Annotated in this window: 15 protein-coding genes and 1 riboswitch; of the genes, 8 read left to right on the top strand and 7 right to left on the bottom strand. The window is 40.7% G+C overall.

Features of this window, described 5'->3' with window-relative positions:
- Window positions 1-52: 52 nt before the first annotated feature.
- Complete coding sequence (locus WBG45_RS05080; protein WP_424412700.1) at window positions 53-769, bottom strand: CBS domain-containing protein; 717 nt, start codon at window positions 767-769, stop codon at window positions 53-55.
- An 89-nt stretch (window positions 770-858) separates the two neighbouring features.
- Here WBG45_RS05080 and WBG45_RS05075 point away from each other — a divergent pair, with 89 nt between their 5' ends.
- Complete coding sequence (locus tag WBG45_RS05075) at window positions 859-1,263, top strand: HIT family protein (protein ID WP_424412699.1); 405 nt, start codon at window positions 859-861, stop codon at window positions 1,261-1,263.
- A 227-nt stretch (window positions 1,264-1,490) separates the two neighbouring features.
- Window positions 1,491-1,727 carry a hypothetical protein gene (locus WBG45_RS05070; protein WP_424412698.1) on the top strand — a complete coding sequence of 79 codons (237 nt, stop codon included), beginning with the start codon at window positions 1,491-1,493 and terminating at the stop codon, window positions 1,725-1,727.
- Between the two features lie 53 nt (window positions 1,728-1,780).
- Here WBG45_RS05070 and WBG45_RS05065 read toward each other — a convergent pair whose 3' ends face one another.
- From WBG45_RS05065 to WBG45_RS05045, 5 genes are read right to left on the bottom strand one after another with little or no spacing between them, the layout of a single operon-like run.
- On the bottom strand, window positions 1,781-2,563 hold the full coding sequence (locus WBG45_RS05065; RefSeq protein ID WP_424412697.1) for an ABC transporter permease subunit: 783 nt from the start codon (window positions 2,561-2,563) through the stop codon (window positions 1,781-1,783).
- Window positions 2,560-3,462: an ATP-binding cassette domain-containing protein gene (locus tag WBG45_RS05060; protein WP_424412696.1), complete on the bottom strand. Its 903-nt coding sequence runs from the start codon at window positions 3,460-3,462 to the stop codon at window positions 2,560-2,562. The genes WBG45_RS05065 and WBG45_RS05060 overlap by 4 nt, the downstream gene beginning before the upstream one ends.
- On the bottom strand, window positions 3,459-3,659 hold the full coding sequence (locus tag WBG45_RS05055) for a PLD nuclease N-terminal domain-containing protein (protein ID WP_424412695.1): 201 nt from the start codon (window positions 3,657-3,659) through the stop codon (window positions 3,459-3,461). The genes WBG45_RS05060 and WBG45_RS05055 overlap by 4 nt, the downstream gene beginning before the upstream one ends.
- A 15-nt stretch (window positions 3,660-3,674) precedes the next feature.
- Window positions 3,675-4,781: a DUF1648 domain-containing protein gene (locus tag WBG45_RS05050; protein WP_424412694.1), complete on the bottom strand. Its 1,107-nt coding sequence runs from the start codon at window positions 4,779-4,781 to the stop codon at window positions 3,675-3,677.
- Window positions 4,781-5,167, bottom strand: coding sequence for a GntR family transcriptional regulator (locus WBG45_RS05045; RefSeq protein WP_424412693.1), 387 nt, complete (start codon window positions 5,165-5,167; stop codon window positions 4,781-4,783). Before WBG45_RS05045 ends, WBG45_RS05050 begins: the two co-directional genes overlap by 1 nt.
- A gap of 266 nt (window positions 5,168-5,433) precedes the next feature.
- Here WBG45_RS05045 and WBG45_RS05040 point away from each other — a divergent pair, with 266 nt between their 5' ends.
- From WBG45_RS05040 to WBG45_RS05020, 5 genes are all read left to right on the top strand, one after another.
- Complete coding sequence (locus WBG45_RS05040; protein ID WP_424412692.1) at window positions 5,434-5,847, top strand: VOC family protein; 414 nt, start codon at window positions 5,434-5,436, stop codon at window positions 5,845-5,847.
- Between the two features lie 620 nt (window positions 5,848-6,467).
- Window positions 6,468-6,574: riboswitch (TPP riboswitch) on the top strand.
- A gap of 123 nt (window positions 6,575-6,697) precedes the next feature.
- Window positions 6,698-7,303, top strand: a complete 606-nt coding sequence (locus WBG45_RS05035) for a YkoF family thiamine/hydroxymethylpyrimidine-binding protein (protein ID WP_424412691.1) — start codon at window positions 6,698-6,700, stop codon at window positions 7,301-7,303.
- A 1-nt stretch (window position 7,304) separates the two neighbouring features.
- Window positions 7,305-7,904 (top strand): ECF transporter S component, encoded by a 600-nt coding sequence (locus tag WBG45_RS05030; RefSeq protein ID WP_424412690.1) that lies wholly within the window; start codon window positions 7,305-7,307, stop codon window positions 7,902-7,904.
- Entirely contained in the window at window positions 7,897-9,360 is a 1,464-nt protein-coding gene (locus WBG45_RS05025) for an ABC transporter ATP-binding protein (RefSeq protein WP_424412689.1), read from the top strand. Before WBG45_RS05030 ends, WBG45_RS05025 begins: the two co-directional genes overlap by 8 nt.
- Complete coding sequence (locus WBG45_RS05020) at window positions 9,353-10,114, top strand: energy-coupling factor transporter transmembrane component T family protein (protein ID WP_424412688.1); 762 nt, start codon at window positions 9,353-9,355, stop codon at window positions 10,112-10,114. The genes WBG45_RS05025 and WBG45_RS05020 overlap by 8 nt, the downstream gene beginning before the upstream one ends.
- 324 nt (window positions 10,115-10,438) lie before the next feature.
- Here the strand turns inward: WBG45_RS05020 and WBG45_RS05015 are convergent, their stop codons facing one another.
- Window positions 10,439-11,380: a carbohydrate kinase family protein gene (locus WBG45_RS05015; RefSeq protein WP_424412687.1), complete on the bottom strand. Its 942-nt coding sequence runs from the start codon at window positions 11,378-11,380 to the stop codon at window positions 10,439-10,441.
- Between the two features lie 100 nt (window positions 11,381-11,480).
- Here WBG45_RS05015 and WBG45_RS05010 point away from each other — a divergent pair, with 100 nt between their 5' ends.
- Window positions 11,481-12,044 (top strand): GNAT family N-acetyltransferase, encoded by a 564-nt coding sequence (locus WBG45_RS05010; RefSeq protein ID WP_424412686.1) that lies wholly within the window; start codon window positions 11,481-11,483, stop codon window positions 12,042-12,044.
- The last annotated feature ends 89 nt before the right edge of the window (window positions 12,045-12,133 follow it).

Raw genomic sequence — 12,133 nt, 5'->3', positions numbered from 1 at the left:
CATCTCAATTTGAGACATCACCTATAAAATCGACTATATCGATTCGAACTTTTCATGCTTCTATTTCAATCAAATCCAGTGGCGTAACAATGCCCACTAAGCCTTTATCATCAGTAATCAGCAAGGCTTCTAAGCGTCTACCTTTTGCAATTGCATCTTTAAACAATTCTTCTGCTTCATAAATAGACATATCCCGTGGTACGAAAAGATGATTTTCTTTCTTCTTTTCATGTTGTAGCGTTGATTCGACAGTTATTTCCCAGGAAATATCTTCTTTTTCGACATGATTTGCTAGCCAAAACATGATGCCTACCGCTGTTAGAAGACCTACAAACACATTGCCATCATACACAGGAATTTGAGTGAATTGTTTCTCCCGAATTAGCCTTAATGCATCCCTTAACGTGTCCTTTGCTTGAAGAATGCTAACATTCCGCTCAAACATTTGACCAACAGTAATAGGTTTAGCTAAGGCTTCATCAATTGTTTCTAACGCTAAGACAATTTCATCATGCGGTTCTGCAATTGCATATTCTGTAGACGTTTTATGATGCACAATGGCATTTCGTAAAGTTGTATATTCGCGCAAATCTTCTTCATACTTCCGAATGATCGCATTTTTACGTTTCGATAACTCCACTAGTTTAAAAAAAGATAAATGATCATTTGTACCAATAATGTCTTTCATTGATTGTTCAATACGGTGAAAAGCCGTTAGAAAGCGTTCAGAGTTTCGCACCGCTTGCTGAGCTTGTTGCTGTTTTTCCATTTTGCATTCCTCCCGTTTATCACTCATTCTACATGGTTTGCTTCATACCCTTCCAATTGTATACAATTAAAAGAAAAAGAGGTGATACTGTGGAAAAAGTTATAACATGTCCTTTTTGCGAACCACAACTAGATTCTGAACAACGTATCGTCTTCGAAAATGAGTATTGCCGGTATTTACAACATCCGAGTCATCAAACCATTTTAGAAGGCAGTGGACTCATTGTACCAAAAATTCATCGCCAAACCGTGTTTGATTTAACAGCTGAAGAATGGGCAGCTACATACGAATTAATGCAACAAGTGAAAGCATACGCCGATGAACATTATGAACCTGACGGCTACACGCTTGGTTGGAATGTTGGAGAAGCCTCGAATCAATCTATCCAACATGCGCATTTTCACATCCTCCTTCGTTTTGCAGACGAACCTTATGCAGGAAAAGGGATTCGTGCCTGGTTCAAATCAGAAGAAAACCGTAGACCAGGCAGATAAAACCTTGTTGAATGGTCGAAAACTCCACTTTTGTGATCGCAAATGAACTTTAGTTGGTCGGAAACAACTCAAAGTTGGGCGGAAATGCTATTCAATTGGTCGCAAAACTCCATCTGACAAAGAAAAGAAAATTTTTCAACCTCACACCACATATAAATACATATTTCACTCCTGCATGTGCAACCTAAGCGTGAAAACAAATTTGGTTATTACAGGAGGTAATTTTTTTGACTATAAGTAAATCTTTATTATTCGTCATTTTGACTATATTTATGCTCGCAGGTTGTGGAACGAATAATAATGGCGAATCCGTTGGAACTCAAGAGGAACCAAGTGATCAAACCCAAGAATACATGCCAGAAGGCGTTGATGATGCAGTTCCGTCGGACGGAAATGGTTCAGAGATGGGAAATGATAAACCGACGACAAATGGTCCAGACACTGAGAATAAAGATTCCCAATGATTGCAAAAGAAAATCCCCCTCCATTTTGTTTCTGGAGAGGGATTTACTTCTTTTTACACTTTCGTTTTTGAAGCATTGCGTTTTGACATCCACACACCAAATATCATTAGTGCCACGATGGCAATTAACGTAACCGCTATACTCCACCAAAAATCCGATGCATCTGGAGAGCCAGTTAACCACTCAGTTGCATATATGGTTACCTTCCAAGGTGAAATTGTCCAATATGCACCTAGCAACGAGTCCACAATTTGTAAGACCAAGACGAATAACAGCGATACTGCAGCTGCTCCTCCCGTTGGCAACCAAGCGCTCATAGCCACTACGATGGTTACGACGAATAAAATCCACACACTGTAGGTGCCAGCAAATGCGAAGAAATCTGCAGCAGCCACGTTTCCAAATAATAGCTCGGTGTAATACCAAGTCGTTAATAATCCTAACCATACGCTAACTAACGCAATGATGCCGATGACTTTCCACTTGCTTAAAAAGTAGCTGAAATAGGAAATTGGGCGAACGTAAATGAGTGTCCCTGTGCCATTTTTCCGTTCACGAGAAATGGTGCCTGCAAATCCTAATACTAGAACTAACATCCCAATAAATTGATATTGTCCCATCGTGGCCATGATTACTTGGGCGGGTGTAAAATCTGGAAATGGAAATACAGCGCCTTCTGGAAGATTCCCTACGGCTTCTAAAATTTGAGGTAAATAATAACTAGTAAGTGGCTCAGACAATCCGAAGAATATAAAAACAAGTGGGATCCACAGAATTTTAAAGTTACGTGTATTTTCTCGCCACTCTTTTTGGAATAATACGACTAAATCCCTCATTCTTGTCCCGCCACCTTCATAAAGATTTCTTCTAAACTTGCGGTTTGACGCTCTACTTTTCGAATGCTGAGACCACTATTAGCTAAGTATCCTAACACTGCGTTCATTTCTGGCAACTCATTGTTTAAATCAATAAAAGCGAATGCTCCTTCATAGCGTACTTTCCATGGAGCCCTCGCAGCAAAAGTGAGCGCATCTTGTGCACTAGAAAACTCCACACGATAACGAGGAGAATCATATTTTGACTTCACATCACCTAGTGACCCCTGTTCGACCAAATGCCCATTTCGTAAAAATAACAATTGATCCGTCATTTCTTCAGCATCATTTAGGATATGAGTAGAGTATAAAATCGTCATTTCTTGTTGCAAACTTTTCAACAAATTCATGATTTCCCGTCGTCCGACTGGATCAAGCGCGGATACTGGTTCATCTAACAAAAGAAGCTTTGGTTTGTGAACAATAGCCTGCGCTAAACCAAGTCGCTGCTTCATGCCTCCAGAAAAAGTACCCGTCTTTTTGCGTAGAGCTTCTCCAAGTCCAACAAACTCAAGTGTTTTTTGAGCTTCTATCTTTGCGTTGCGATTATCCATTCCACTTAATCGTGCAGCCATTTCGGTAAACTCCAACGCAGTTAGCCAAGAGAAAAACTGAGGATATTGTGGTAGAAATCCAATATGCTTTCTTACATCCGCATGTTTTTCACCATTAAATGAAATCATGCCCTCTGTCGGCTGCAGTAATCCTGCTAACATAGATAAAGTAGTTGTTTTCCCTGAACCATTTGGACCGATTAAAGCAGTAGATGTTCCTTCAATAAGTGAGAAACTCACTTCATTTACAGCCCGTTCTGATGCGTATATTTTCGTTAAATTAACCGCCTCTAAAATCGCCGTCATCCTTGTTTTCTCCCAAAGATGAAGTATACGATAGGTCCAAAAATATTAATAAAAATAATGACTAATACCCACACCCACTTAGGTCCGTTAGTCTGAGATATTTTTGATAAATCAATAAGTGCGATAACTAATAATATCAGTTGAATAATAAAAATCGGTGCGATAACTCCCCATGAAATCCCCTCTAGAAAATCCATTTCCATCTCTCCTTTTTAAAGTAATGTTGCTATCAAAAATATACTTCCAACTAACAAAACTAGGAAAATCCAATTACCTTTATGTCCCATATTCACGGTCCAACCAATACCAAATCGCTTTTCGACGAGAATGCTCGGATCGTTTTTATTTACGTAAAATAGACCGAACTTCCAGTATTGATCATCGTCTATATCAATGACATCTTCAGGACTCACGTCTTGCTCTGCAACCGGTATTCTTGAACCGCTTTGCCCTACTTTTACAGTGTAGTAAAGAACCGCTCCAAGAATGACAAATAAAAAGCCTAGTGTAAATCCTAACGTCACACTTGCAGACATGGTTTCAGGATAGATGATTGTCAGTTGTAAATACCCCATCAGTAACGTTACAGTAATGGTCACGACAAATAATAACCAACTCGAATATTTTCGAAAAGCAAGTTGTTGTTCACGCGAGCGTTTCTTGTTTCGAACTTGAATCTTCGCTCCAGATTGTTTCATTGCTCCATTGAAAAACAGCATCATCCCTTGCAGAACGAGTGTCATGATAGGTAAAGCGCTTACCGAACCCCAACTTTTTTCTGCAAATGCATCTGCTTTCCCACTTGGTCCCCAATGCGTTGGAATCTGGTTGGGTAACGTATCGTATTGGCTTAAGCCCAAAATCCCTAAACCAAGAGTGATAAGCATAGGAATTATAAAGTAAATACTCGGTAACAATTTAAGTTGTTCACGAAATTGCAAGTCGACTACTTTTCGTTCACTTTGCCCCTCTGTCCACTTTTCAGTTTTCTTCCAATTAGCTAAAGTGATATGGTTTTTCGCATATAATCCCATTGAAAAAATGAGTGCCCCAATTTGAGCGACCATCCCAGCAAAGACAATTGGCTCTTCAGCAGGACGTAATAGCCATAGCCATCCGATAAAAATTGCGAGTATCATAATCCCACTCGTTAACACGAGTTGGGTATAACGATTTTTCATGTGTACTAATCGCTTGTCTTTGATATGTGTATCTGGGATGTAGATTCCAAATGCTTCACTTTCTTTTAAGAACTTTGGCAAGAATGCTTGAATGGCAATAATGAAAATTAACATGACAATAAAAATAATTGCAGCCATCACTTTTCCTCCTTCAAGTCTAAACTTATTTCTTGTATTAATAACTCAATTTCTGCTTGGGACAATTGTAGACAAAGTGCTTCTGCAATTATTGGACGTAATTCTTTTTTCAACCGGAGGCGATCTAGTTCAGATGCTTTCCGAACTCCATTTTCGTGAATGAATACTCCTTTTTTCTGTACGATTTGGATGAATTCCTTCTCTTCTAAATAGTGATACGCTTTATTCACGGTATGCATGTTCATGCCAAGGTCTGCAGCAAATGCACGAACTGATGGTAAAGAATCGCCAGGTTTCAGGTTACCTTTCGCAACACCTTCAATAATTTGCTGGGCCAATTGCAAATAAATCGGAACGGCCGAATTTGCTTCAATCTCAATAAACATATGCCACCACCTTGTGTTCTATTAACAATAGAACAGACTTGTTATATATAATATAGAACAGATTTCGAAATGTGACAAGTTTTGTTTTTTCTTAGGCCTGTTAAATGAAAAGGTTGATTTGTCGTTAAATAATATGGATTATGAGTTTCTCTAATTAATATTTAATTGGATATTTATGTTAAAATAAACATATGATTGTGAAGGTTTTTCTTAAACTAACGCTTTAGGATAATTGATCTTCTTAAACAGCAAAAGGAGGAACTAAATTGGACTATGTTTTAGATCACGTTGGAATTGCTGTTAGAAGTATTGATGACGCTCTTCCCTTTTATATTGATGTATTAAATGGAATATTAGAGGACCGTTATACAAGTGATACACCTGGTGTTGAAGTACATGTGGCTGTTGTCAGAACTAATGATAAAGTAATTGAATTACTTGCACCAACTAACAAGAACTCTCCAATGGCTAGGTTTATAAAGCAACGAGGAAAAGGGGTTCATCATATTGCCTATCGAGTTGACGATTTGGACAAAGCAATGCTCGAGGCAAGGAAAAATGGCGTTCGTTTTCTAGAGGACACACTGCGGACGAACACACGTGGAAGAAGGCTCATATATATTAATCCCGCTTCAACTGATGGAACGTTAATTGAACTATGTAGCTATTCAACTAATTAACGTGGACTTCAAACAAACTATACCGTTCAATTAACGGCTGTTTTAATAAAAGGCTCAGTTAAAAGATATTGTTGATTTCGTTCCATCGCACTTTCATGTTTTGAAGCTAGCAAAGCGATGCAGCAACAGAAACAGAAACAGGCGGACGTTTTCCGCGGGCGGTCCACTAGCTTCCTCGGGCTAACAGGATGTGGATGTTGGTCACGAAGGCGTCGCCACACGAAGTGACGTTCTTTGCCTTCGTTCCTTTTATTTGCTCACTGCGGGGATAGTTTGGACACGCTTATCTCGCGGAGTCGCCGTCTTCTACTACAATCATTCTAGTGAACAGGTATTTGAGAAAGTTTCTATTTAGTGATATGGAGCAAAACAGTGAAGACTCCAGCGGGAACAGCGAAGTGCAGAAATCCACTCGGACGTTAAGTCCGAGTTAGTTCGGCGCAAGCCCGCGGAAAGCGTAACTGTTTTGCGGAATATCAAAAGCAACATTTAACATAACCTAATAAAAAGACAGTCCAAAATTACCCCTCCCCATAACATCTTCTATTATTTTTGTTTACAACACATTTTTCGTGCGTTACAATGAAGCCGTTCTTTAACATTTAAACAACTACATACGATTACTGCACTAGGGGTGCTATATTTTGGCTGAGATGAGAGCATTAGCTCCGATCCCTTAACACTCGATCCAGATAATACTGGCGTGAGGAAGTGCGGCGACTTTTGCCCAACTTTTATATTGAGCAAAACAGCTGCATTCCACGTCGAATGTGGCTATTTTTATGTTCAAAAACAGTGATTTAGGGATAACTTCTTCTCTAGTCACACCAATTTAAAGGAGGAGATGGGAATGGAACAAGGGTTTAGTTGTGGAACAAGTCCAATAGTGGGGTTGCGATTTTCGCTTCATCCAATGGCAGATAATTTTATTGAGATTATTAAAGGGGCTCTACGCGAAGCGGATACATCGAATGTGTGGATGCACACAGATGACGTCAGTACGGTCATGCGAGGTAAACAAATTCACGTCTTTGATACCGTGAGGGCTATTGTTTTATACGCTGCAAAAACAGGTGCACATGTGGCTTTTAACGGGACATTTTCAATTGGCTGCCCTGGGGATTCTGCGGGAGATGTGTTTTTGGAAAAAGACGACGTGTTGTTAAATCAACCTCAGATTCGGGAGGTTAAACAATATGTATCGTCTCAGTTTGCGCTCTACCCAATGAATAACCCTGACTATATGTCAGTCATTTATAAAGAAGTCGCACGTGCAAAAGAATATGGTGTGTTTAATGAGTCGATGCATTATGCAAGTGGACTCCATGGCGATATCCACGAAGTATTTACGTTCCTAGAAGAAGCTTTCACTCATGCTCGTTCAGAACAACACAAACATTTAGTGATGACTGTGAACATGAGCATCAACAGTCCTTCTCATAAAGGAGATCTGTAATATGTTGAAGTCTTGGAAGCTGAAAGAAGTCGTCTTAATGTCCGTATTTGCCGTTGTATTTGCGGTCGTGTATTTACTATTCGTTCAAGTCGGAAACATTTGGGCGGGAGTGATTGGTCCAATTGCGTATGAATGGATGTTTGGCATTTGGTTTATTGTTTCGATTATCAGCGCATACATCATTCGTAAGCCTGGTGCTGCTTTATTGTCGGAAACGATGGCTGCGATGATTGAAGTGATGATTGGGAATGCCGTTGGACCTCGATTGATTTTATCGGGACTAGTTCAAGGACTAGGAGCAGAAGCGGCATTTGCTGCGACTGGCTATAAGCGTTATAACTGGTGGGTGCTTTGTTTAGCAGGTGTCGGTTCCGCAGTCTTTAGTTTTGCTTATGGCTTCTTGGTGTCTGGTTACGCGGCGCTCGATCCATCTTTATTAGTGTTAATGTTTACGCTTCGTGTCATCAGTGGAGCTGTTATTGCTGGCTTAGGTGGTAAGTATTTATCGGATGGTTTACTCGCTACTGGTGCCCTTCGTGGTTATACCATTTCTCGTGATACAGGTAAAAATCACAAGATAAAAGGTGAGGTTATTGGTTAATTCCTTTCTCACAAAAACAATTGTTGCAACTCAAGCTACGCCGGTAATCATTGATTTTGAAGACGTCACTTTTCAGTTTCCAGACGATGACTTGCCTATGTTCAGGAATATTTCATTTTCTATTCAAGCTGGCGAACGTGTCGCTTTATATGGTCCGAGTGGATGTGGGAAAAGCACATTGTTGTATTTAATGAATCGGCTCTACCCTGACAATTGCGATGGTGACCTCGCAGGTTCCATAACACTCTGGCAACGTGATGCAGCCAGTTTTGCTCCTGGTGAAATCAACCACCGTATTGCCACTGTGTTTCAAGATCCGGATACACAATTCTGTATGCCAACAGTTGAACAGGAAATGGCTTTTACGCTAGAAAACCTGCATGTCACTCGACCTGAAATGGAGCGACGCATCACGGAGACTCTTGACATGACTGGTCTTACTCCATTCAGAAAAACGACCATTCAAACCCTTTCAGGGGGCATGAAACAACGTGTGGCAACAGCGTGTGCCATTCTCATGCAACCTGAAGTGTTGTTACTCGATGAACCTCTTGCCCATCTAGACCCACTAACTGCACAACAATATGTGGAGTGGCTCAATGATTTGCAGTGGTCTCAACCTTTAACAATTGTCGCGGTCGAGCACCAGCTTGATTTATGGGGAACTTTTTTTGATCGGGCACTTCACGTTACATCTGCTGGAATGTTGCCTGCAGAAATAAACCCAACAAGATCAAGCATTAGCTTTCCGAAACGCAGTTCGGCGATTCAACCCGAAGTGGTTTTTGATGCAAGAAATGTACATGTGCAGGTCAAAGGGAAAAAGTTACTCGAGGATGTTTCATTCCAGTTACAGCGGGGAGAAATCGCCGTACTTGCAGGTCCAAATGGCAGTGGCAAGTCTACTCTCTTAAAAACCATATGTGGCATTTTAAAAAAATCCGAAGGCACTTTAGAAAGTGGAAATACATTGCCGGGTTACGTGCCACAATCTCCTGAACAGTTATTTGTTACGCAACGTGTAAAAGACGAAATCCGATTTTCAAATAACACAAAAGAAGATGAAATTACTGATATTATGATTCGTTTACGATTGAATGAAATTGAACAAGCTCACCCTTTCTCAGTCAGTCATGGGCAAAAACGTCGCATTGCGATTGGGGCGATGCTTGCGGATAAAAGACCGGTTCTTTTGCTAGATGAACCTACATCAGGACAAGATGAATCGGCTCTTCAAGAATTATTTCATTTAATCGATGCCCGCGCGAAAGAAGGATTTGCTATCTTAATCGTGACACATGATATGACGTTTGCAGCAGCCGTTGCGGATACCATTTTCTTAATGAACCATGGGCAATTGACGGGGCGTTTTAACAATGATGTGGTGTGGCAGCAATCACAATTATTAGAGCAACATCAACTGGTGGCACCGATTGGAGCGTGTTTACATGTCTAATCGCTCTTGGTTACACGATATGAATCCAAGTCTAAAATTTATAATCGTTCTAGTTTCTATGTTAACTCTTGCCTGGTTTTTCAACCCCTGGACCCCTTTGTTATTTTTCTTAGGGATTATCCTGCTTCAACTGTTATTTAGTCGAGTGAATTGGAAAGTCTGGTTTTTGTTTATGGTTCCGATTGTCTTCACCGCCATCGGTTATCTATGGACTACGTTGCTTTTTGCGGCTGATACAAGTGGCACTGTCATCTGGACTTGGGGAAGCTTTGAAGTGACTGATACTCAGTGGAATACGGCGCTATCATTAGCGTTTCGTGTCTTCGCTTTCTCATCGATGTCTTTGTTGTTTGCGTTAACCACAGACCCAGTCAAATTTGTCATGAGTCTTATGCAACAGTTGCGCCTTTCTCCAAAACTTGCGTATGGGGTGATGGTTGGCTATCAATTTTTACCTGTTGTGAGGGATGAGTTCATTCACATTCGACATGCTCACCGCTTGCGGGGAATTGGGGAAGAGAGACACGTCTGGCAACGATTATTGGGGATGCGAAGAATGTTAATTCCGTTACTTGCCGAAGCTGTTCGCCGTGCGGAACGATCTGCATTTGCTATGGAAGCACGAGGCTTTACCGGTGAGAGACGTTCAACTTATTACGAATCCATTTCCATAAACGGTCGTGATTGGTTCCTCGCAGCAATCATGATTGTGTTGTTAATAGGAAGTAGCGTAGCGGGATATTTGATGCGTTAACATAAAAAAATGAGGCTTTCTAATAATCCCTACTATAAAAATAAGTGGAGAAAATGAGTCTTTTATCTGCACCTACATTCGAACATTGTAAACAGTTATAATTGTCTGTTTGGCAAATGATGAACTTATGGTTGATTGGAGTGGAAGACGGCGACTCCAGCGGGAATAGCATGAGCTGAAGACCCCACAGGCGAGCTTGCTCGTCGAGGAGGCTGAAGCCATGCCCGCGGAAAGCGTCCGTCTGAAGTGTAAATCAACCTCTACTAAATATAAAAAAGGAACTGCCCTTAGTCATATTTTATGACTTTTAGGACAGTTCCTTTTTTAAGTTATCTTCAATTCACTCAGTCTTGGTAAAGCCGTTAATGCTCCTGCTTTTGTAGCGGCAAGTGCTCCTAAATGATTCGCAAATGAAGTACAACGAACTAATGAATCCATAGTTGTCGGCAAACCATTTAAATGCACATAACGTAAAATGCCTGCCATAAAAGCATCGCCCGCTCCTGTCGTATCTACAGCAACGACTGGTTCTACTGGAACATGTTGTACTTGTTTATTTAACACGACATAAGTACCTTCTTCTCCAGCTGTAATTAAAATAACAGGAACATCCAAATGTGCAATCTTTGCGAGTCCTTCTTCAACTGACGTCGTTTCAGTTAAAAACGTCAGCTCATCTTCTGTGAACTTCAACAAATCGGCATCTTTGAAAAACGAAGAAATGGTTTCACGACACTCTGCTTCACTATTCCATCGCAATGGACGAATATTGGTATCGAAGGAAAACAACACATCATGTTTCTTCGCATACGCTACTGCTTTTCGAGATGTTTCCAGCGCTATCGGCTGAAACATCGTTCCAGAACACAAATTCAGAATGGAAGCATGTTGGAATGCTTCTTCTTTCAAGTCATCCGGAGCTACTTGGATATGTGGTGCCTCATCAATATACCGATGAAAAATGCGATCATGATCTTCTGTTAAATGAACATATACACCACTCACCCGTTTTTCAGGCTCGAGTTTTGAATAATCCATAATGACGTCTTCCGCTTCTAGTTCACCTCGTACAAATTCAGAAGTCGCGTCGTCACCTGTAATCGTAATAAAGGCTGAAGGCACACCTAATCTAGCCACACCAACCGCTACATTAACCGTTGCCCCACCTAAAAACATAGAAAATGATGAATTACTTGTATTGTCTGCAATGTAGTCGACAAATGCATCCCCGTAAGTGAGGACGTGGGTTTTATTTGAATGAACCATAACCATCCTCCTCTATTGTAATAGTTCTAGATTACCATGAACCACGCGATAGATGGAACTTCAAGTTTTTTGGTATAGTGGCTACAAGGAGTTGATCGACATGAATATACTTATACGAAAAGCAAGACCTGCAGATGCAGAAAGTGCTGTCCCACTCATTATCGAAGCAATCGGTAGTATTGCTGAACAAATGACTGGTGAAACTGACGCTACTGCCGTACAGCAAGAACTCATTCATTTATTCAAGTGTGAAGACAATCGACATTCTTATCTCAAGACGGTTATCGCTGAACGTGACGATGCCATCATGGGCGTGATGGTTCTCTATTCTGGATTTGAAGCTATTCAGTTAGACGCTAATTTAGTTAATTGGTTACGTAAGAAAACCGGCGATAACATCGTCATTCCACCTGAAGCACGTTCAGACGAATACTATATCGATACCGTATGCGTTAACCCTACCTACCGAGGACTCGGCATCGGGAGTTTATTACTAGCAAAAGCTGAAGAAATTGCTCATGATGCTGGGTTTTCTAAAGTCGCACTCAACGTAGAACTTGAAAAGGAAGCGGCCATTCGCCTATATGAGCGTGTTGGCTATCACGAAGCAGAACCTTGGGAAATCTATGGAGGGTCCTTTCATCACATGGTGAAAGGTTTATAGTATTTGTCAGCCATTTTTTAGGGTTGAAGATGAATTCATGTTTTCAACAAGAATTATACCCCTATGCGTTTCATGTCAATTTAATGAAA

It is taken from the genome of Paenisporosarcina sp., from assembly GCF_049671445.1.
Classification (GTDB): Bacteria; Bacillota; Bacilli; order Bacillales_A; family Planococcaceae; genus Paenisporosarcina.
The sequence above is the reverse complement of the archived record's forward strand: the minus strand, read 5'-3'. Positions and strand labels throughout refer to the sequence as shown.

What these genes read in the sequence shown, in the direction of transcription:
- WBG45_RS05080 (WP_424412700.1), bottom strand. Translation starts at nt 769, where the DNA reads ATGGAAAAACAGCAACAAGCTCAGCAAGCGGTGCGAAACTCTGAACGC.
- WBG45_RS05065 (WP_424412697.1), bottom strand. Translation starts at nt 2,563, where the DNA reads ATGAGGGATTTAGTCGTATTATTCCAAAAAGAGTGGCGAGAAAATACA.
- WBG45_RS05060 (WP_424412696.1), bottom strand. Translation starts at nt 3,462, where the DNA reads ATGACGGCGATTTTAGAGGCGGTTAATTTAACGAAAATATACGCATCA.
- WBG45_RS05055 (WP_424412695.1), bottom strand. Translation starts at nt 3,659, where the DNA reads ATGGATTTTCTAGAGGGGATTTCATGGGGAGTTATCGCACCGATTTTT.
- WBG45_RS05050 (WP_424412694.1), bottom strand. Translation starts at nt 4,781, where the DNA reads ATGGCTGCAATTATTTTTATTGTCATGTTAATTTTCATTATTGCCATT.
- WBG45_RS05045 (WP_424412693.1), bottom strand. Translation starts at nt 5,167, where the DNA reads ATGTTTATTGAGATTGAAGCAAATTCGGCCGTTCCGATTTATTTGCAA.
- WBG45_RS05035 (WP_424412691.1), top strand. Translation starts at nt 6,698, where the DNA reads ATGGAACAAGGGTTTAGTTGTGGAACAAGTCCAATAGTGGGGTTGCGA.
- WBG45_RS05030 (WP_424412690.1), top strand. Translation starts at nt 7,305, where the DNA reads ATGTTGAAGTCTTGGAAGCTGAAAGAAGTCGTCTTAATGTCCGTATTT.
- WBG45_RS05020 (WP_424412688.1), top strand. Translation starts at nt 9,353, where the DNA reads ATGTCTAATCGCTCTTGGTTACACGATATGAATCCAAGTCTAAAATTT.
- WBG45_RS05015 (WP_424412687.1), bottom strand. Translation starts at nt 11,380, where the DNA reads ATGGTTCATTCAAATAAAACCCACGTCCTCACTTACGGGGATGCATTT.
- WBG45_RS05010 (WP_424412686.1), top strand. Translation starts at nt 11,481, where the DNA reads ATGAATATACTTATACGAAAAGCAAGACCTGCAGATGCAGAAAGTGCT.